General features: G+C 59.5%; 15 protein-coding genes. 3 read left to right on the top strand and 12 right to left on the bottom strand.

The window, feature by feature from the left end:
- Positions 1-45 precede the first annotated feature (45 nt).
- Positions 46-1,797, bottom strand: coding sequence for a Na/Pi cotransporter family protein (locus P3B99_007110; GenBank protein ID WYJ06975.1), 1,752 nt, complete (start codon positions 1,795-1,797; stop codon positions 46-48).
- A gap of 66 nt (positions 1,798-1,863) precedes the next feature.
- Between P3B99_007110 and queC the strand changes: the two genes are divergently transcribed.
- Together queC and mtaB are read left to right on the top strand one after the other, a co-directional pair.
- Positions 1,864-2,514, top strand: coding sequence for a 7-cyano-7-deazaguanine synthase QueC (queC, locus tag P3B99_007105; GenBank protein ID WYJ06974.1), 651 nt, complete (start codon positions 1,864-1,866; stop codon positions 2,512-2,514).
- A 2-nt stretch (positions 2,515-2,516) separates the two neighbouring features.
- Positions 2,517-3,824, top strand: coding sequence for a tRNA (N(6)-L-threonylcarbamoyladenosine(37)-C(2))-methylthiotransferase MtaB (gene mtaB, locus P3B99_007100; GenBank protein WYJ06973.1), 1,308 nt, complete (start codon positions 2,517-2,519; stop codon positions 3,822-3,824).
- Here mtaB and P3B99_007095 read toward each other — a convergent pair whose 3' ends face one another.
- The 4 genes from P3B99_007095 to icd are packed head-to-tail and all read right to left on the bottom strand — an operon-like array spanning position 3,825 to position 8,374.
- Positions 3,825-4,982 (bottom strand): hypothetical protein, encoded by a 1,158-nt coding sequence (locus tag P3B99_007095; GenBank protein WYJ06972.1) that lies wholly within the window; start codon positions 4,980-4,982, stop codon positions 3,825-3,827.
- Positions 4,983-6,239: a glutamate-5-semialdehyde dehydrogenase gene (locus tag P3B99_007090; GenBank protein ID WYJ06971.1), complete on the bottom strand. Its 1,257-nt coding sequence runs from the start codon at positions 6,237-6,239 to the stop codon at positions 4,983-4,985. It lies immediately after the preceding gene.
- Positions 6,236-7,147, bottom strand: coding sequence for a PfkB family carbohydrate kinase (locus P3B99_007085; protein WYJ06970.1), 912 nt, complete (start codon positions 7,145-7,147; stop codon positions 6,236-6,238). The genes P3B99_007090 and P3B99_007085 overlap by 4 nt, the downstream gene beginning before the upstream one ends.
- A 3-nt stretch (positions 7,148-7,150) precedes the next feature.
- The gene (gene icd / locus P3B99_007080; GenBank protein ID WYJ06969.1) at positions 7,151-8,374 is read right to left on the bottom strand and encodes an NADP-dependent isocitrate dehydrogenase; all 1,224 of its coding nucleotides are present in this window, start codon (positions 8,372-8,374) and stop codon (positions 7,151-7,153) included.
- Between the two features lie 12 nt (positions 8,375-8,386).
- Here icd and P3B99_007075 point away from each other — a divergent pair, with 12 nt between their 5' ends.
- The gene (locus tag P3B99_007075) at positions 8,387-8,992 is read left to right on the top strand and encodes a hypothetical protein (protein ID WYJ06968.1); all 606 of its coding nucleotides are present in this window, start codon (positions 8,387-8,389) and stop codon (positions 8,990-8,992) included.
- Between the two features lie 75 nt (positions 8,993-9,067).
- Here the strand turns inward: P3B99_007075 and ftsH are convergent, their stop codons facing one another.
- The 7 genes from ftsH to P3B99_007040 all read right to left on the bottom strand — a co-directional run bounded on the left by ftsH (position 9,068) and on the right by P3B99_007040 (position 20,703).
- Positions 9,068-11,110, bottom strand: coding sequence for an ATP-dependent zinc metalloprotease FtsH (gene ftsH, locus P3B99_007070; protein ID WYJ06967.1), 2,043 nt, complete (start codon positions 11,108-11,110; stop codon positions 9,068-9,070).
- An 18-nt stretch (positions 11,111-11,128) separates the two neighbouring features.
- Positions 11,129-12,544, bottom strand: a complete 1,416-nt coding sequence (gene tilS, locus P3B99_007065) for a tRNA lysidine(34) synthetase TilS (protein WYJ06966.1) — start codon at positions 12,542-12,544, stop codon at positions 11,129-11,131.
- On the bottom strand, positions 12,537-14,261 hold the full coding sequence (locus P3B99_007060; GenBank protein WYJ06965.1) for a ComEC/Rec2 family competence protein: 1,725 nt from the start codon (positions 14,259-14,261) through the stop codon (positions 12,537-12,539). The genes tilS and P3B99_007060 overlap by 8 nt, the downstream gene beginning before the upstream one ends.
- A gap of 1 nt (position 14,262) precedes the next feature.
- The gene (locus P3B99_007055) at positions 14,263-15,327 is read right to left on the bottom strand and encodes an ABC transporter substrate-binding protein (protein WYJ06964.1); all 1,065 of its coding nucleotides are present in this window, start codon (positions 15,325-15,327) and stop codon (positions 14,263-14,265) included.
- Between the two features lie 517 nt (positions 15,328-15,844).
- The gene (locus P3B99_007050) at positions 15,845-16,837 is read right to left on the bottom strand and encodes a hypothetical protein (GenBank protein WYJ06963.1); all 993 of its coding nucleotides are present in this window, start codon (positions 16,835-16,837) and stop codon (positions 15,845-15,847) included.
- Between the two features lie 81 nt (positions 16,838-16,918).
- A complete protein-coding gene (locus P3B99_007045) occupies positions 16,919-18,745 on the bottom strand; it encodes a hypothetical protein (GenBank protein ID WYJ06962.1) in 1,827 nt (608 codons plus the stop codon).
- Between the two features lie 5 nt (positions 18,746-18,750).
- Positions 18,751-20,703, bottom strand: coding sequence for a hypothetical protein (locus tag P3B99_007040; GenBank protein WYJ06961.1), 1,953 nt, complete (start codon positions 20,701-20,703; stop codon positions 18,751-18,753).
- Positions 20,704-20,711: the final 8 nt, after the last annotated feature.

Below are 20,711 nucleotides of genomic sequence, written 5' to 3'. Positions count from 1 at the left end.
TAAAGGGGTAAACGCGCGGCGCACAAAAAAGTTTCGCAAAAAAAGCTACTGCCCCGCGCGGGGGTTCATTGCTTCGAGAATGTTCATCGCGTGCGAGTTCACGCGCTCGCACGCCGAAAGAATTTCGATAAACAGAATGCCGCCGCGCGTAACGCCCGTGGACTCCATCTGGCGGATAGCCTCGCGGCGAAGAGCCTTGCGCCCCAAGTCGAGCTTTTCGCGCATTTTAAGCGAGCTGTCCAAGTCGGCCGCGCTGATTTCGCGCGAATTCAGGCTTGTATCCGCAAACTGCACAAACTTGTTCATCTCGGCGCAGAACTCCATAAAGACCTGCGATTTGAGCATTTCGTCGAAGAACTGCTTGCGGTAGCGTTTGCGGGCAAGAGTGATGAGACGGTAGCAGGAGTCGCACATTTCCTCCAACTCGGGGACGATAATCATGTTCCTTGTGACGATTTTTATGCTGTTTTGGCTGAGATCGTGCGCGGAACACTTGACGAAAAAGTTTGTGAGGGCAATCGAGAGCTTGTCGGACTCCTCCTCCAAGTCGCGCAAACGGGCGACCTCCGAGCTTAAATCCTTGTCGGGATTCTGAATCACATAGACGAAGCCGTTGAACATTTCGCCCGAAAGCTCCGCGAGCTTCACAAGCTCCTTCTGCCCCTCGAAGAGCGCAAGCTCGCCCATTTCGGAGACGTTCGACGTAAGGTATTCTATGCGCTGCAAAGCCGTGCGGTGCTTGTAGCCCGCCCCGCCCTTGATAATCCAGCACGCGATTTTCTCTATCTGCGGAACGAAGCCAATCAGCACGCAAATGTTGGTGAGGTTGAACATTGTGTGGAACATCGCAAGCCGCGCGGGAATCGCCACTTTTTCGAGGGCGGCGTCGCGTGCCGCGCCCGTGAGCGAATCGAAATCCGTAATGCTCATGGCTCTGAGCGTTTCCGCCGCGGGAGTGCCCGCCGCGGGGACGAGCCAGCAGATGAAATCCACAAACCAGTAGAACACCGCAAGCATCCAGACAACGCCCAGCACGTTGAAAAGCAGGTGGGCAATCGCCGCGCGTTTGCCGCTAAGGCTCGCGGGAATTGCCGCCACAAGCGCGGTCATGGTTGTGCCGATGTTTTCGCCCAAGACGATTGCCGCGGCGAGGTCGAGGGTAATCCAGCCCTTTGCCGCCATCGTAATTGTAATCGCGATTGCCACAGCCGACGACTGCACCACAAGAGTAAGAATCACCCCGAACGCCAAGAAGAGCAGGACCGAAAGGAAGCCCATGTTGGAGTATTCGCGAATCCACTCCAACACCTCGGAGTGCGACTGAATGTCGGGCACTGCATTTTTGAGGTATTCAAGCCCCATGAACAGCAGTCCGAAGCCTACCAGAAATTCGCCCGCGCTTCGCCAGCCAGCCCGCTTGCAGAACGAGACCACAACGCCCACGCCGATAATCGGCAGCGCAATGTCGGCAAGAGAGAACTTGAAGCCCAAAATCGCGATAAGCCACGCGGTGGTCGTCGTGCCCAAGTTCGCGCCCATTATCACGCCGATTGCCTCGCGCAGGGTAAGCAGACCCGCGTTGACGAAGCTTACCACCATCACGGTCGTCACTGTCGAGCTTTGGACGGTCATGGTAATGAACGTCCCCGAAAAGAGCCCGTAGAAGCGGTTGCCCGTCATCTTGCGCATGACCTCGCGCAAACGTTCGCCCGAAAGCTTTTGCAAGCCGTCGCTCATTAATTTCATTCCGAAGAGGAACAAACCCAAGCTGCCGATTATCTGGAATACGGTACCCATAAAATAAAATTTGGCGTTGAATTTGGCAAAAATAATAGTCTAATGCAATTTAATAATTCTCTAACAATGGCATTGATTGTATATTCGGGGGGCTTGGACTCCACCGTGCTTTTGCACAAGCTCGCGGCTGAAAACCGCGCCGACGGCGCGCTGTGGGTAAACTACGGACAGCGGCACGCGCGGGAGCTTGAATGCGCAAAATTCAACTGCGAAAAGCTCGGCGTAAAGCTCGACATCGCCGACCTCTCCGCCCTGCAACCGCTTTTCGGCGACAACGCCCTGACGCAAAAGTCGGTCGAAGTTCCGGAGGGAGGATATGCCGACGAAAACATGAAGACGACGGTCGTTCCCAACAGGAACATGATTCTCGTGGCGGTCGCCGCCGCCCGCGCAATCGCGATTGGGACGGACTCCGTGGCGTACGCCGCCCACAGCGGAGACCACGCAATCTACCCCGACTGCCGAAACGAATTCGCCGACGCCCTCGACGGCGTCCTGCACCTCTGCCACTACGAGCCGATTAGGCTCGAACGCCCGTTCGTCGATATGACAAAGGCGGACATCGTAAAACTCGGCGCGGAGCTTGGCGTCGATTTCGCCAGAACGTGGTCGTGCTACAAGGGCGGAAAATTCCACTGCGGAAAATGCGGAACATGCACCGAACGCCGCGAGGCTTTCGAGCTTGCCGGCGTGCCAGACCCCACCGTGTACGAATAGCGATGTCGCAAAAAATTGCAATCTTTACGCTCGGCTGCCGCGTAAACCACTACGAATCGGCGGCGATTGCCGACTCCGCGCGGGAATGCGGCTTCGAAGTCGTCGGCTGGGACGAGCCGGCCGATTTCGGCGTTGTAAACTCATGCGCCCTGACCGTGCTTGCCGAAGCTAAGACGCGACAGGCGATACGCATTTTCGCCCGCGCCAACCCGCACTGCGCCATCGCCGTAAGCGGCTGCTACGCGCAGACCGACCCGCACAAAATAGCGGAGCTTCCCAACGTGAAATGGGTTGTCTGCAACGCGCTCAAAGCCCGCGCCGCGGAGATTATAAAAAGATACCCGCCCGCCGAAGAGCCGCTTGTGCTTTCCGATTCCGCCCTGCCCGCAAGCCCCGAAGCGTCGCGCGGAAACACGCCGCTAGACGACCGCATGAACCTCAAAATTCAGGACGGCTGCGACAACGCCTGCGCCTACTGCATAATTCCCCGCGCACGCGGGCTGCCCCGAAGCAGGGCTTTCGGCGACATAGTGCGCGACGCCGAAAACCTCGTCTCGCGCGGCGTGCGCGAGATAATTCTTACTGGAATAAACATCGCAAAATTTTCGTCGCCAGAGGGCGGGCTCGCCGACCTCGCAGACAGGCTCGACAAAATCCCCGAACTTCTGCGCCTGCGCCTCGGCAGCATCGAGCCGCCGCACTTCGAACTTGACGCGCTTCTCGAACGCATGGCGGATTCTTCGCACAAGCTCGCGCCGCACCTGCACATATCGTCGCAGAGCCTTTCCGACAACGTGCTTTCGGCAATGCGCAGAAAATACGCCTACGCGGAGTTCGCCGCCACGCTCGAAAAAATCCGCAACAAGTCGGAATACATCGCGGTGGGCACCGACCTAATCTGCGGACACCCGCGCGAGTCCGAAGAGGACTTCGCCCTGACGAAGTCGCGCCTGCTCTCTTCGGGCATGGCGTACGCGCACGTCTTCACGTTCTCGCCGCGCCCCAAAACGCTCGCGGCGGTCATGGACGGGCAGGTACCGGCGGAAATCCGCAAGGCGAGAGCCGCGGAACTGCGGAAAACGGCGGAGGAAATAAGGTCGAAATTCGCCGAAAAAAACGTCGGGAAAATCCGCGAAGTCCTGCTCGAAAACAGGCTCGCCAACGGCGACTACCTCGGCTACACCGACAACTACATGCAGGTTGCCGTAAACATTCCCCAAAGCGGGCTGAAAAACAGGCTCGCGCTCGCGGAAATCGTCGGAAAAATCGGGCGCGAACGCGTTGCCGCGCGGCTCGAAAGGCTTTTGTAGCTACGGGAACAGGAAGCCCCTGTTGCGTATCGCCAAGTCGAGCGACATTTCGAAAATCTTTTTCCCGCCCGCAAAAACCTCCTTTTTGAGCGGAAACTTCACGCCGTTCTCCGCGCGGTAGTCGGAAAATTTGACGAGCGCCTTTTGCGAACCGTCGGAATATTCCGCCGCGAGCATCTCGCCGCTTGCGGCGGCGAAGAAGTAGCGGGTTTTCACCGCCCCGTTTTCGACGGCCACAACTTCGGCGTCGCGCCCGTCGAAAATCTCCGCGCCCGCGTAGGACACCGCGGAGCTGTCGTCGGCGTTTTCCGACTGCGGGAAAAACGCGGAAAACAGCGGTTCGTCGAAGAGCGTCATGGTGCGAACAAACAGCGCGTCGCGCCCCGAAAGTTTCTCCCGCGCGCCCGAAACGCGCATGTCGCGCAGAAGGAACACGCCCGCGCCGAGCCTTTCGGCGAAGTACGCGCGGGTGTCGCCCAGCTTTGCGTAGGTGCGCCCGTTCGGACGCCTGATTCCGTAAAAGCTTTTCTCCGCGCCGCCCGATTTCACGACGCCCTTTACGAGCATGTCGCGGAACTCCGCCGACGTCGCCAATCCGCCCGAAAATTCGTAGAAACTGCGGACAACCGCGTTCGCCTTTTTGTCGGCGATGCCGCCCGAATTTGCCGACGCTTCGGCGGATTCCGCGACGGACGACGACGCGAGCTTTTCGTGGAAGATGAAAATTGCGTAGCCGCACGCGGCGATTCCCGCAAGGCAAACGGCCGCGGCAAGGAAGAATTTGAAAAACGCCGCAAGCCTGCCCGAATGCCGCGCGGGCTGCGCTTCATCGGGTCTTATGTTTGCGCGGAAGGGTTTTCCGCCAGTCGAGTCCGACTCAGCAGGCGCGGTTTCCGCGGACTTTTTCGAAGTTTTTTTTATGTTGAGGTTGCGGCCGCGCCCCGTCTGCGGTTTCGGGCGCGGACGGACCTCCTGCGGGCGGGAGGGCGCAAATTCTGGCGGGAACGCGCCGAAAGGCGGCGGCGGAAGCTCGATAAACTCGACCTCCTCGTCCTCGCCGATTTCTATTTCGTCGCCCGCGTCGGCGTACACTATTTCGATTTCTTCGCCGTCTTTGCGGAGAATGCGCGGTTCGCCTTTTTCGGAATCGTCCTCCATTTAGCCTCTCGTCTGACCGTTGCCGTAGATTTTGTACTTGTAGGAGCACAGCTCCTTCAAGCCCATCGGCCCGCGCGCGTGGAGCTTGTCGGTGGAAATTCCGATTTCCGCCCCGAAGCCGAACTCGAAGCCGTCGGTGAAGCGCGTGGACGCGTTCCAATAGACAGTGGCGGAGTCCGTTTTGTTCAGAAATTCCTCCGCAGCCGCTGAGTCTGCCGTCACAATCAGGTCGGAGTGCCCCGATCCGTATTTGTTGACGAAATCCGCCGCCGCGTCCACGGAATCGACGATGTCCGCCGAAATAATGAGGTCGATGTATTCGGTCGAAAAATCCTCCTCCGTCGCGGGGACGAACGGAACGCCCGCGCGGGAGAGAATCGGAGCGCAACGCTCGGAGGCGCGGAATTCCACTCCGCGCGAGACGAGCGCGTTTGCGAGCCTCGGCAGAAGCGCCTCCGCTACGTCCGCGTGCACAATCAGGTTTTCCGCCGCGTTGCAGACGCTCGGACGCTGGCATTTTGCGTTTACCAAAAGTTTCTCCGCCATGTCGGGGTCGGCTGACTTGTCCACATAAACCGTGCAGACGCCCTTGTAGTGCTTGACCACGGGTATCGACGAGTTTTCCACGACGAACCTGATGAGTTTTTCGCCGCCTCTGGGAATTATGCAGTGAACGTATTTGTCGAGCTTTAAAAGCTCGCCGAAAGCGGCGCGATCGGTTGTGGGAATCATTTGGGCGCAGTCGGGGTCAAGCCCCGAAGCCGCGAGGGCCTCGGAAATGATTTCCGCAAGCACGCCGTTTGTTTTGAAGCATTCGCTGCCGCCGCGCAGAATCGACGCGTTGCCGCTTTTTAGGCAGAGCACCGCGCAGTCTACCGTGACGTTCGGGCGGCTTTCGTAGATGATTCCGATTACGCCTATCGGCACGCGAACCTTGTCTATGCGCAGTCCGTTGGGGCGCACGGTCGATTCGATTATCTCGCCGACGGGATCGGGGAGCTTGGCGACCTGCCTTGCGCCCTCCGCCATTGCGGCGATTTTTTTGTCGTTCAGCGAAAGGCGTTCGAGCATGGGCGCGGAGATTTTCCCCCGCGCCGCCTCCACGTCGAGGGCGTTCGCCGCCTTGATTTCGTCGGCGCGCGCAAGCACGGCGTCGGCGATTTTTTCTATCGCGGCGTTCTTCGCTTCGGAGGAGTACGACGCAAGTTTAAGCGACGCCGCGCGGGCGCGCTTTGCAATTTCGAGAACTTCGCTCATTGTATTTGCGATATTTTTTTGATGTATTCGCAGCGTCTTTCGATTTCGTCCAGCCCGTTTTCTTCGAGCTTGTAGCACGAGAACGACTCGACCGTCATCGACGCCGTCGCCGCCCCCGCGAGCATGCCGAGCTTTATCGACGCAAAGTCGGTCTTTCCGCAGCCCGCAAGGTAGCCAGCCAACGCGCCCGCAAAAGAGTCGCCCGCGCCCGTCGGGTCGTGGAGCGACGCCACGGGATAGGCGGGAATCGCAAAGAATCCGTCTTTGTGGAAGAGCATTGCTCCGTATTCTCCCGTCTTTACAATCGCGCTTTTTGCGCCGAGTTTAAGCAGGGTGTTGCCCGCAACTATTATGTTGCTTGTGTCGGCGAGCATTTTCGCCTCGGAGTCGTTGACGATAAGCAGGTCGCAGCGGCGCACGAGCTTCATAAGCGCGTCGCGCTCCGTGCCTATCCACAAGTCCATCGTGTCGAGCACGACAAACTTCGGCTCGCGCACCAAGTCGAGAACCGCCGACTGCACCGCGGGCGAAATGTTGCCCAGCAGCACAAAGCCAGCGTTGCGCGCGTTTTCGTCGAGAGCGGGTTTGAAATCTTCGTACGCGTTCAGGCGCACGTCGAGCGTCTCGCGCGAGTTGAAGTTTTCGTGGTATTTTCCGCGCCAGAAAAACGTGGGCTTTGCGGAGTCGAATTGGAGGTTCGAGATGTCCACCGAACGCGCGGTGAGGCGCTTGATGTCGGATTCCTTGAAGTCGTTCCCAACGACCGCCGAGATGATTGTCGGCGCGAAGTAGGACGCCGCCAGCGCCGCGTAGCTCGCCGACCCGCCGAGAATGAAGTCGGCGGAATCGTCGGGAGTTTCGATGCAGTCGTAGGCGACCGACCCTATAACCAAAAGTTTTTCCGACATCTTCTACTTTTTCAGTTGCGAGATGATTTCGTCGGCGAATTCGGAGCACTTTACCTCTTTCGAACCCGCTATGAGACGCGCCAAATCGTATGTGACAACCTTCGCGCCGATTGCCGATTCAAGCCCCTTGATGATGAGGTCGGCGGCCTCGTTCCAGCCGAGGTAGCGGAACATCATTTCGCCCGAAAGGATTACCGAGCCGGGGTTCACCTTGTCGAGGTTTGCGTACTTGGGCGCGGTGCCGTGGGTGGCCTCGAAAATCGCGTGTCCCGTGGTGTAGTTGATGTTGCCGCCGGGAGCGATGCCGATGCCGCCGACCTGCGCGGCGAGCGCGTCGGAGATGTAGTCGCCGTTGAGGTTGAGCGTCGCCACGATGTCGTATTCGGCGGGACGCGTGAGAATCTGTTGCAGGAAGGCGTCGGCAATGCAGTCTTTAACGACAATGCCGTTGGGCAGTTTGCACCACGGGCCGCCGTCGATGGGCTGCGCGCCGAATTCTTCGCGGGCGACTTTGTAGCCCCAGTCGCGGAACGCGCCTTCGGTGAACTTCATGATGTTGCCCTTGTGGACGAGGGTAACGCTCTTGCGGTTCTGGGCTATCGCGTAGTTGATTGCCGAGCGGACAAGACGCGCCGTGCCCTCTTCCGAAACGGGCTTGATGCCTATGCCGCTCGATTCGGGGAAGCGGATTTTCGCGTATCTGGCGGGAAAATTCTCCTTGATGAAGTCCTCGATTTTCTTGGCGTCGGGAGTGCCGCGTTCGAATTCGATGCCCGCATAGATGTCTTCGGTGTTTTCGCGGAAAATCACCATGTCGACGAGGTCGGGGCGTTTTACGGGGCTGTCTACGCCCTTGAAATAGCGCACGGGACGCTGGCAGACGTAGAGGTCAAGCTCCTGCCTGAGCGCGACGTTGAGCGAGCGTATGCCGCCGCCGATGGGTGTAGTGAGCGGGCCTTTGATGCCGACCAGATATTTTCTGAACGCGTCGAGGGTTTCCTGCGGAAGCCACGAACCCGTTTTCTTGAAAGCCTTTTCGCCCGCAAGGACTTCGAGCCATTCGATTTTACGCTGTCCGCCGTAGGCCTTTTCGACCGCCGCGTCGAACACGCGAACCGCCGCCGCCCAGATGTCGGGTCCGATTCCGTCGCCTTCGATGAAGGGCATTACGGGCCTGTCGGGCACTATTAATTTTCCGTTTTCGATTTTGATGATATTGTCGCTCATAAATGTAAAAAAATGCGTCGCAGATTAGAATACGAAAAGCCGCCCTCCCACAAGCAAAAAATAAGGACTTGCGGCGCAAAAAAACGCTCGACAATCGGCGCGGGGAATGAAAAAAACGCGGCAATGAACGTCGTCGTGATAAGACACCCGCGCGAGAACCTGAAAAAGTGCTCCCTACGCCATTTGCACGGCCGCCCGAACTTCGAATTTCTGGCGGCAACCGACGGATTTTCGTTCGACGCGTCGGGCTTCACCCTGCTCGAAATCGGCGCGCCAGAGATGTCGCCCGCCGACGCCGACCGACCCGTGCTTTTGCTCGACTCCACATGGCATTTGCTGCCGCGCATACGCAACAAAGTCTTCGGGAATTTTGTGTCGCGCTCGCTGCCGCCCTCGATAAAGACGGCGTATCCGCGCGTGTCCAAAATGCACTCCGACCCGCACGGACTCGCGACCGTAGAGGCGCTCTACGCCGCGCTGAAATTCGCGGGAACGCCCGACATCGAAATTTTGCGCGGCTACATGTTTGCGCCGAAGTTTTTGCAGCTTAACGGGTGGCTGTCCGACGCCCCCGACGGATTTTTCGACACTCCCGAACGCTTCTACCGCTTCGAATAAGCCGCGCAAATCGGGCACAAAAAAAGCCTTTCGGATTCCGTCCGAAAGGCTTTTTTGAATTGCAAAATCGAAGCTCTAAGACGCGGCTTCGGGCGACGCGTCCGAGGCGTCCGTTTCCGCGCCGTCGGCGGCTTCGGGCTTCCGCTCCGCGTCGGGATTCGCGGCGGCTTTCCGCTTGGCGGCAAGCTTTTCCGCCTGCTCGCACTCCCACTGCTCCCTGTCGGTCGGGGTGAAAGTTCCGTCCACGATTTTGTAGACGTCCGCGCCGTCGATTGTCTCGCGAATCAAAAGCTCGTTCGCGATTGTGTCGAGCTTCCCGCGGTTGTCGGAGACGATTTTCCGCGCCCGCGCGAGCTGTCCGTCGATAATCGCCTTTACGCTTTCGTCGATTTCCATTGCGGTGCGCTCGCTGACGCGCTCCTCGCGGGCGATTTCGCGCCCAATGAAAATGTGGTCCTGATTTTCGCCGAATGAAATCGGGCCGAGGTCGCTCATGCCCCAGTCGCAGACCATTTTGCGGGCGACTTTCGTAGCCTGCTTGATGTCCGCCGCCGCGCCGTTTGTGATGTCGGAGAGCACAAGCTCCTCCGCCACGCGCCCGCCGAGGCTCGTGCAGATGTTGTTAAGAAGCGACGTCTTGCTTTCGGTGCGGATATCGCGCGAGGGAATGAACATTGTGGAACCCAAGCTCTGTCCGCGCGGAATAATCGTCACCTTGTGGACGGGCAGTCTGCCGTTGTCGACAATCGCCTGAATGAGCGCATGCCCCGCCTCGTGGTATGCGGTAAGTTTTTTCTCGTCGGCGTCCATGAGTTTTTTGCGTTCGCGCCCGAAGAAGACCTTGTCGCGAGCCTCGTCGATGTCGGCTTCCGAGACGGTTTTTTCGCTCCTTCTGGCGGCGATAATCGCGCTTTCGTTGAGCAGGTTCGCCAAATCCGCGCCCGAACAGCCGGGGGTCATGCGGGCGATTTTCGACAAATCCACGCCGTCCGAAAGTTTGATTTTTTTTGCGTGGATTTTCAGAATCTCCTCGCGCCCGTTCACGTCGGGAAGGTCGATTACAACCTGCCTGTCGAAGCGTCCGGGGCGCAGAAGCGCGTTGTCGAGAACGTCGGGGCGGTTGGTCGCGGCGATGATTATTATGCCCGTGCGGGAGTCGAAGCCGTCCATTTCGACGAGCAGCGAATTGAGAGTCTGCTCGCGCTCGTCGTTGCCGCCGCCTAGACCCGCGCCGCGCTGGCGTCCCACGGCGTCGATTTCGTCGATGAACACAAGGCACGGAGCCGCCTTGCGGGCCTGCTCGAACATGTCGCGAACCCTCGCCGCGCCGACGCCCACGAACATTTCCACAAAATCCGAACCGCTTATCGAAAAGAACGGAACGTCCGCCTCTCCCGCGACTGCGCGGGCAAGAAGCGTCTTGCCCGTTCCGGGAGGGCCAACCATCAGAATGCCCTTGGGGATTCTCGCGCCGATGTCCTTGAAACGCTGCGGATTTTTCAGAAATTCGACAATTTCGGAAACCTCCTCCTTGGATTCGTCGCAGCCCGCGACGTCGGCGAAAGTGATTCTGTCCTTGTCTGGCGTAAGCAGGCGCGCGCGGCTTTTGCCGAACGACATCGCGCCCTTGCCCGCGCCGCGCATCTGGCGCATGAAAAAGAAATACAGAAAGCCCACGACAATCACGAAAGGCAGAACCGACATCACCATGCTGCCCCAGAAAGTGCTTGCGGGAACTTCCTTCAAATCCCACGGGGCGGCGGGGTCGGAAAGTTTTTTGTACATTTCGTCGGTTATGCGGCCGTTGAAAACGAACGGAAGCGTGCGCGGGGTGTTGGCGTCCGCGCCCTCCTTGCCGAAAGTCGGGTTCTTGATTTTCCCCTCTATTACGTACCAGTCTTTGCCCGCGGTTGGGTCGTTGCGCACGGTCATCGAAGCGATTGTGTCGTTTTCGACGGCATGCATGAGTTTGCGCACATCAAGCTCCTGCGTTTGCCCGCCGCCCGCGCCGCGCGGGAGCGACACAAGAAACACCACCGCGCAGATTACCAGCAGCCACACAAAGTACGGCTTGTTTGGCAGTTTGGAAAATCCCGAATTCTTGTCTCTATTGTCCATTTGAAAGATTAAAAGCTATCATACAGTTCGGCAAAAGGTCAATTCTAATGCCTCGGCGGAATCCGCCAATTTGAATTTATCGGCGGGGGCAAGCCCGCGCACCCACAGAATCTCCCCCGCGCAATTACAGACAACGGGCGCGGAAATTCGTTTCGGGCGCGGCGTTTTTTTTCCCTCGAAGAGCGTTTTCAGCTTTTTCGGGGAACGCCTGCCGACGGGCGCGTAGGCGTCGCCGTCGCGGCGCGCGCGCACGCGGAGCGAATCCCCTCCGCATAGCGCGGACGGGTTGAGATACGCCGAAACGCGGTCGTCGTTGCCGCCGCTTTTTATGGAATCGGCGCGGTCGGGCGAAAGGGCGACAATGCGGGCGCAAAGCGCGGAACCGTCGGGAAGCGCGACGCTTCCGCCGACGCGCACGGAAAGCTCGAAATCCGTTTTTTTCGGGACGGCCGAAAGAGAGAAGTCGCGCGGCGAAAAATCAACAAACACCGCGCCCGCGTCGAGACGCGCGTCCGCATGCGCGGCGATTCCGCGCACGAACGCATCGACCGCCGACGCCCTCACGCAAAGCCCGCGCTCCGACAAAAATTTTTCGACCGCCCTGCGGACAAAGGCCGCATGCGCCAAAATCGACTCCGACAAAAACACGCCGCCGCCGTCCGGCTTCCCCGCGTTTGCGCGGGCGTACTCGGCGGAAAACAGGGCGTCGAGCGCGTCGGCGTCCTCCTGCAAAAGCCCGCGAGAGCGCACCGCCCCCGCGAAAACGTCGTACTGCGACGCCTCCGCAAACGCGGGCAAAACCGCGTTTCTTATCCTGTTGCGGAAATAGTCAAGCCCCGCGTTCGATTCGTCCTCGCGCCACGCAAGCCCCGCAGACACCATCGCCGCGACGATTTCGCGCTTCGACATGCCCAGAATCGGGCGCAGATACTCCACCCCGCGCAGGCGCGAAATCGGGCGCGGAGCGCAGAGACCGCCCAAGCCCGCGCCGCGGGCAAGCCGCATGAGGAGCGTCTCGGCGACGTCGCCCGCGTGGTGCCCCTGGGCAACCGCCGCAAGCTTCAAATCGTCCGCGCTTTTTTCGAAAAACGCAAGGCGCAAAGCCCGCAAGCCGCCCTCCGAGCGGTCTCGCGGGGTTTCGTCGGGAGAGCCGCGAACGAACTCCGCGCCAAGCTTGGCGCACTCAGACTCAACGAACTTTTCGTCGATTTCCGCAGCCGCGCGCACTTTGTGGTTGAAATGCAAGACCGCAAGATTTTCCGCGCCGAATTCCGCCGCCAAAACGCGCAAAAGGAAAACCGAATCCGCGCCGCCCGAACACGCAACGCCCACACGCCCGCCCGACGCGAAAATCGAGCGCAGACGCCCGTACGCGGAATCGTCCAGATTCGCGCGGACGGAGGCGGCATCGGATATTCTGATTTCCCTAAACATTTTCGAATAAAAGCATTATCGACGCCGCGAGCAGCGGGGCAAGCCCGAATCTCAAAAAGGCGTTTTTTAAGTCGGCGCAGTACGCAGAAACGACAAGAAAAACAGCCACCGCAGAGTACGCCGTAAGAGCGTTCGGCAAGGGGAAATCGACCCTGCCGCTCCAAATTTCCGCGCAGAACTTCGCCCATGCGGACATCGCGCCCACTATCCACGCCGCGACGGTGTTGAGAACGCCCGCAATAAAATTCGGCAGCGCAAACCCCGCAAAGCCAAGCCCCACCGCAAGCCCAGCGCCGCCCACAAACACGGGCGAGTACAAAACCGACATCGGCGAAAAGTACGAAAAATAATGAGCTCCAAGAGGCGCGGCGGCGAACATCGCCCCAAGCGATATGCAAAACGCGCCGAGAAAATACGACTTCGCCCACGACGCAAAACTCCCGAAAGCCGAAATTTTGCCGTCCGAAACCCCGCTCCGACCAAGCCCCGAAAGGTACCCGTAAAGCGGCACGGAATAGACGAATATCGAAGCCACAATCGCGTACGAAAGCCCGAAGCCCGCGTCGAAAACCGTCTGCGGCGCAGCTACGACCGCTATTGCCGCCGCAAACACCAACGCGCCGAACGGGCGCATTCCGCGCGAGAACGCAAGCGCAAGCCACACAAGGGCAACCATTCCGAACGCCCGCATTGCCGACGGACGCGCCCCGCACGCGCAAACGTAGAGGTAGAGCGCGGGCAGCGCAACGAACGGCTGAAAGCGCCGCCCTACGCCGACCGCCGCAAGAGCGCCGTAAAGCACGGCGGCGGCAAAGCCCACATGAAGCCCGCTTATCGCGAAAACGTGCATCGTGCCGGTGTCCCTGAAATCGCGCTTTTGGGCTTCGGTGAGCAGGCTTTTGTCGCCCAAAATCATCGCCCGATACGTCCGCGCCGCCTCGCCGTCCGCCTGCGATTCGCGCGGGAACGCCGAAAGAGAACGCTCGGCGTATTTCCGCACGGCTTCGTAAAAGCCGAAGCGCATGCTTTCGCCCTCCAACACCGACGCGTCCGCAATCCGCGCCGACATCTTGAAATAGACGAAGCGGCTTCGGAGGTATTTTTCGAACGCCCTACCCTCTGGCGTGTTCGCGCCGAAGCCGCGCGATTTCGGCTCGGACGGGTAGACCGCAGAGAACACGCCGTCGAAGGAAACTTTTTGCGAAACGACAAAATTTTTGTTGGGCGTCGCCGCGTTTTTCCCGTCGGAGACGGTAAACCACATTTTGTGCCCTACGGCGTTCGGCGCAAAATACGGCGCGTTGGTAATGGTTGCGATTCCGTAGCGGGAGTCGTTCACTCCGCGCGAAACCTCGTCTATCACAGCCTCCACGCGCGCCCGCCGCGGCGCGAGGTCGGCGTGCGGATTCGGCGGTACGCGGAAATAAAAATACCACACTCCCAGCGCGAACACCCCGACTATCCGCGCCGCAAAGCGGATTTTCCGAAGAGCCGCCGCGCGGCTTTCGGGCATTTCGAAACAGTCCGCCAGCAACGCCGCGCCCGACTCGGCGACGAACAGCGCGGCGGCAACCGACAGACACGCGCCCGCAAACTCCCGCAGATTTTCGAAAATTCCCGCCGCAAAAAACGACGCAATCAACGCGCACAAATACGGAAGAAGCGGCGTGTAAAAACGCGTTCCCCGCCCCGATGTCTCGCGCCGACCGAAATCCATTCTACCGCTTTACGAGCGAAATTTGCGAGAGCGAATCCGCCGAGTTGTCGAACTCGATTTTCCCCGCCGCGCCCTCGCAGGACGTGTTGCGGAAACAGTCGCGCATTTTCGACGGGTTGAAGCGCGACTTCCTCGCCGCGTCGGCAAGCATGCGGACGGAATCGTACCCGTACGCCGCAAGCCACGTCGGCTCGGTGCCGTATTTCGCCCGATACGCCGAAACGAACGCCCGCGTTTTTTCGCCGCCGAGCGTTCCCCGCGCAAAGTCGGTCTCCACGATGCACAGTTCGACGCCTTTCGGGGCGGGGATTTTAGACGCCGCGATTCCGCAGTTCGCCACGATTTTTTTGCCGTATCCCGCGCGAGCCAACGCCGACACGAACGCGTCGAGCGAATCGCCGTAGCCGACGTAAAACACGCAGTCGGCGTCGAGCCTCATTATCTGCGAGGCGAAAATGTCGAAGTCGCGCTCGTCCGCGCCGAAAACGTCGCGGTAGAGTTTTGTGCGGTCGAGTTTTAAGTCGAACGAAAGGTAGTCGGCGTCCGCCTTGCCGAAGTAGTCGTCGACGTTCATGACGACAAGCCGAACGTCCCTGTCCTCCCCGCGCGCGACCGCCTTCGCCATGATGTCGCCCGCCTGCGCCCCGTTCAGGAATATGCGCGTTGCGTTCGGCATGTCGAGCGTGGCGGGCGGGTATGTACACATGAAGTTTACAAAAACGTCGTCGCGCTTCGAAAGAAACGCCTTTTGGGCAATGCACTCGCGCCCGAAGCCCACGCTCAGCACCCGCGCCCCCGCGCGGCGCAGCGATTCAAAACTTTCCAAAAATGTCGAAGAGTCGCGCACAAGCAATTTGAGCGGAATGCCGTCAAGCCCGCCCGCCGCGTTTATCTCGCCGCAGGCAAGCTCCATGCCGCGCACGACCTCCGCCGAAGCCGCCGCCCCGACTCCCTTCGCGGGCAGCATCACCCCCATCGGATACGAGCCGTCGTCCACCGCCGACGTCGAGCACCCGCCCAGCCCAACGGCAACAACCGCCATCGCCAATACTATATACCTTATCATACCCCACAACTCTACCCCCACCCTCTGTTTAATCAAGTCAATTAGAGGGCGCAAGGTGCGGCAGGCAAGCTGCCTGCACGGCGTCGGAGCTTCGCTCCTTTCTGTGATTATGCGCGGCAAGTATACTTGCCGCTTTCCCCGATTAGTTTGTATTGCCGTTGGCAATTACTAGCATTGGGATATGCGATATAAAAATTTAAATAAACGCGCTTTGCGCGAAAAAAGAAAAAGCGGAAATCCCAAAACATGGATTCTCCGCTTTTTTATAAACCCAACTTTTATCCCAACGCACTCTAAAAATATTCCGCGCTCCGCGCTGTAATTTTAGGGGCGTCAAAGTGCCGTTCAGGCGGTGGCTTTGCGAGCGGCTAAGGGTGCGTGGCGTACTTTCGTACGCGAGCAGTCTTAGACACTCGCGAAACGCCGCATCAACGGTGCTTTCACGCCCCGTGTGCGTGGCGTACTTTCGTACGCGAGCAGTCTGAGACACTCGCGAAACGCTCTTAGAGGGGCGTTTTCACGCCCCTTTGTCGTGTTTAAGAGTAAAGACAGCTCTTAGCACGCGACCGCCCTCGCCCGAATATTTGCGCTTGATTTCCGAGTACAGCCCCTGCGCGTCGAGCTTCGCCGATTCGTCCGCCTCCGCTTCCGCCTGTTCTCCTCCCGCCACGCTTTCGCCGTCGCCGAAAATGCCCGATTTCGAGAGAGCCTCCGACAGCGACCGCGCCTTTTCCGCCGACAGTCTGCCGAACTGCACGCAATACGGCTTGCCAACCACAAGGTGCACGTTTTTCATTCCGTATTTTTCGAAACGCTCGACCACGGGGTGCTTTGTTATCGAATTCGAATTGTTTGTGCCGTCCGAGTAGAAGCTGGAGCTAATGCGCGAGTACGCGTAGTCGATATTGAGCAGGGCGTCCTTGTCGGCGGCCTTCGTGATTTTTGCCGCGCAGAACGAGCCGTAGTCGATTTCCTCGATGTCGCCCGTGTAGGCGGGGCGTTTTTTGAGCATTTTCTTGTATTCCAAGTCGGCGGGGGTCAGCTCGTACTTTTTGCAGAAAGCCTCGTACGACCTGTCGAACGACGGCGAATTGCGCGAGCCAAGCTCTTCAAGCTCCTCCAAAAGTTTGAGTTTCTCCGAAAGGGAGTCCGTTTTAACCGCCGCCGATTCGCTTGCGCGTTCCGCCGCGGCAAGCTCGCCGCGCGTTTTTTCGGCGAGGTTTTTCACGACTTCGCGCGGGGTCATTTTAGCCTCCGCCTCCGTTTTTTTTGCGTCTGCCGCCGCCGCCTTTATTTCGGCATAACGCTTGTTGGGGAAGCCCTTTGCGCGGTAGCGTTTCGCCAGAAGCTTGCCGTCGAAGCCCTTTGTCTGTGGCTCTCCGACTTGCAGAGAGAAGGACATTTTGTCCTCCAATTTGTTTCCGACGAAAGTTTCGACGGTCAGCAGGTACGACTGCGCAAAAGCGCAGGTCGAGAGTGTCATTGCGGCGAGAGTGTAAAAAAGTTTCATTAGCTGTACGGCGTGTTTGTTGCGTAAAGCTAAAAGAGTTAGCAGGAACGCGCGGCTTGTCAAGACGCCATTTTTCCCGCGTCAGCGCGACGACACCACGGAGACGTCGCGCGGGACGAGCGAGTCGGCGGGGGACTTTTTCAGCGCCGTTTTCAGCGCGGAAACGAGCTTTTCCCTGAATTCGATTTGCTCCTGCGCCGCCTTTTCGTAGAACGGGAAGATTTCGCGCGCGCGGAAATCGCGGAGCGACGAGTCCATGTCGGAGCAGACCTGCTGCATGAAATTTCGGGCGTTCGCGCGGAGCTGCGCGGCGTTGCGGACGTCGCCGAACGCGCGTTTGAAGCGCATTGCCGACGCGTAAAGTTTTGGAAAGTCGCGCTCGGTGTCGGGCGAAAGGAAAGTTTCCATGCGGTTGTCGGAAAGCGCGGCGAACGCGGCATTGTTTTGGCGCGTAAACACGGCAAGACAATGCCCGAACGCGGCGTCCTTTTCGGCGTCGTAGCCAAGCGACTGGTCGAACTCCGCGCCCAGCTGGCAATAGCGGAGCGGTTCGGCGGAGGCGTTTGCGGCGGAAAAATCCGTCGCAAACTCCTTTGCCAAAGTGGGGATTGCGCTTTTCGACATGCGCACGCGGGCGGCGACGTCCTCGGCGTCTGGCGCGTCGGGGTTGGGCAGTTCAGCCCAGCCGCCGCGGATTCCTAGCGCGAAAACCTCGCGCGAATCCGCCGACAAAAGCACCGCGCCGTCGCAAAGCAAATCCTGAAATCCGCTTTGGTAGAAGCCGATTTTGCCGTCGGAGATTTTTTCGGGAGAGGCGCGGACGGAGACCGTTTTTCCGAACGCGTTGCCGCCGACGGCAAACGCCGACGACGGAACATAGTCGAGCCGCGATACGGCGGCGGGCGCGCCCGAAGGCTTGGCAATCGGCGCGTAGAAAAGCAGGTTTTTGCCGACTTTCGAAAGCTTCGCCGAAACCGTTTCGCCGCCGCGAGAAAATTTCACCTCTCCGCGCGAAAAACACGCGCCCGAAACCGCGAAGACATCGACGCCCCTTATGCGGCAGTAAACCGCCGTGTGCCGGCGTCCGCCGACAGACGCGGTATATACGGAATTTTCAAGCATGGCGCGCTGCGTTTCGCCCGCGCGGGACAAGTCGCGCCAGTCGGGACGCGCCGACGCGAACAGGCGCGAATCCAAGTGCCTGCGCGGATTCTCCAAAACCGCCGAAAGCTCGGAAGCCCGCGCGACGGGGTCGGAAACGTCCGCCGACAGACGCTCCCTGATTCCGTCGAGAAACGGCGGAACGTGCGCGTTTTCGAATGCCGCATGAGCGGCGCAAATCTTTTTGAAACGCGCAAACGCGCCCGACGGGTTCGACGGAAACGCCGCGATGAACTCGGCGTATGCGCCGTCGGTTGCGGACTTCATGCAGCCTTCCCGCGCCCTGCGGGCGTCGGCGAACATCGCGCAGTAGGACGCCGCCAATTTGGACTGCGCGACGAAATCGTCGGGCGATTTTTCCTCCGCGGTTTTTTTTGCAAGCGCAAACTCCGAGTCGAGGACGTCGTCGTCCGACGCGCCGCTTTCGATTTTCGCAAGGGCGGCGAGCTGGGCGCGTACGTACTCGAATTTTTCGGGAGACGCAGGGTCGAACTTTCCATCGGCGCGGATTTTTATTTTTTCGAAATCCGCCGACGGCGCGGACGGCGCGAGAGCCGCTATTTGCGCCGAAACTCCCTTTGCGGCGGCAATCCATTTTTTCCGCGCGGCGCGGTCGTCGGGAAAGAGTTTTTCCGCCTTTGCGGCAAGCGCGGCGTCCTCGGGGCTCGACGCGCCGAAGTCGGACGAACCGAAATAGAAGTACGCGCCCGCGGCGGCGGCGGCAAGAAGAATTGCAAGATATTTCATGATATTTAGTCCTTTTTTACATTGCGCATTCTCAACACGTTTCCGCCGCCTCCGTCGGAAAAACCCTGACGCGAAAACACGCGCCCCGACGGCACGAACGACGAACCCGCAATACATTTCGCCAAGTCGGCGTGGAGAACCGCGGTTTTGTCGGGCGCGGCAATGGCGCGGGTCATGACGTTTTCGAGCTTTGCGAAAAGCTCCGCCTGCCGCTTTGCGGCTTCGGAAAAATCGTAGTAGTATTCGGAGTAGAAGCCGCCGCGGGCGAACGCCGCGTTGCGGACGAGAGCGTTTTTGACGTCGTTCATATACGCCGAAAATTTGGAGTATAGCGCGGGAGTTCCCACGCGAGAGCCCGTGATGAAAAACGGCCTGTACTTCTCGGCGACGTCGGAAATAACCGGTGTTTCGACGTCTTCGGCGTAGCCGCCTATCAGCATGAAGCGGAGCGCGGAAAAGTTGGAGACGCAGATTTTTTCGAGGTTCGCGCGTTGGGCGGAATACTTCGACGGAACGTAGGCGGACACGTCGCCGAGCGACGACAGCGCGACCGCGGCGAACTCGCGCCGCCCGTCGGATACCATGCGCGCGCGCGCCGTCCGCATCACTTCGTCAAGCCCGCGCCAGCGCGGAATGCGCTCGCCGATTTTTGCGAGAGCCGACGCCGAGGGGTCGTCGAACCTTGCGTAGATTGCGGCGTCGGGCGCGGGGACAGCCTCGAAGAGCGCAACGACTTTCCCCGTTTCCGATTCCACCACCAACGCGCCGGAGCGCATTTTTTCGGCAAGCAGCGAAGCGTTTTCGGAGTTTGCCTCTATTTTTTTGCCGTATTTCAGACGGGCGGGAACGGAAAGCTTTGCGCCCGCGCGGGAAATTCCCACGATTTCCACCGCGACGTCGTCGGAGGAAATTTTGCCCGTCGGAATCGGGTCTGGGTTGGCGGACGCGGGCGGCGCGACAATCGCGAACGCCGACGTTTTAGAAAGGTAGATTTTGTCGGACGAAAATTTTTCGCCCGCGCCGACGTCGAGCGAAAACGACTTCGGAAGCGTCGCCAGATATTCGCTCGGGAACACCGCGAACACCCTGCCGCGAACCTCCGCGAAAAACGCGGGGTGGGACTCGCCGGCGATGTCGGCAACGTAGATGTATTTTGCGAAGTAGTCGCGTCCGAGCTTCGAAATTTTGTCTGCGGCAAAGCTTGCAAACCCGCCGCCAGAGCGCATGTACCCGTCCAATTTGGAGTCGAGCGCGGCGAGCTGCGCGGCGTAGTCGTCGGGCAGCGACTGCTCTATTTCCGCCTTTGCGTTTGCGAGGGCTTCGGGCACTTGTTTTGAAAGAAAGTTGTGCCGCGCCAAAGCCTGCGCGTCGAAAAATTCCACGGCGCGGACGGGATTTTTCAGCAGCAGCGGAACGGTTTTTGCCGCGAGTTTCTTCGCGTCGGACGCCGGCAGCGACGCCGACTTCCGCGCGATTTCCGAAAGCGCGGAAGACACCTCCGAATACGCCGAGCGCATGGCGCAGAAGTCGCCTTCGCACGCCTCCCTGAAACGCGCGGAAAGCTCGGCGAGCGCGTCGGGCGGAATTTTGAGCGACGCCTCGATGTTCGCAACGTCGATTGCCGCGGTTCTCTGCTTTGAAACGTATTCGAGCCGTTTTTCGTAGTCCGCGCCGTAGCGTTGGCGGGCGGCGTCCATGATTGAGTCGAAATCCTTTTTCGACAGCCCCTCCGCGCGGGATTCCAGCGCATGCATTGCCGCAACTTGGCGCGAAATCCAAGCGTTTCGGTCGCCCTCCCTCGTCGGGAAGAGCGTTTTTGCGCGGGCGCGGATTTCGGCGGCGAGCGGGTCGGAGACCTCGGCGGAGTCGCCCCGCGGGGCGGCGGTTTTTCCGTATTTGTCGTAGCAGTACCAGCCGCCGATTGCGGCGAGCAGAAGAATCAACAGCAGATTTTTCATGGATTTGC

It is taken from the genome of Opitutia bacterium KCR 482 (assembly GCA_029269845.2).
GTDB lineage: Bacteria > Verrucomicrobiota > Verrucomicrobiia > Opitutales > Intestinicryptomonadaceae > Merdousia.
Note: the sequence above shows the minus strand (reverse complement) of the source record. Positions and strands in the feature narration are given on the sequence as shown.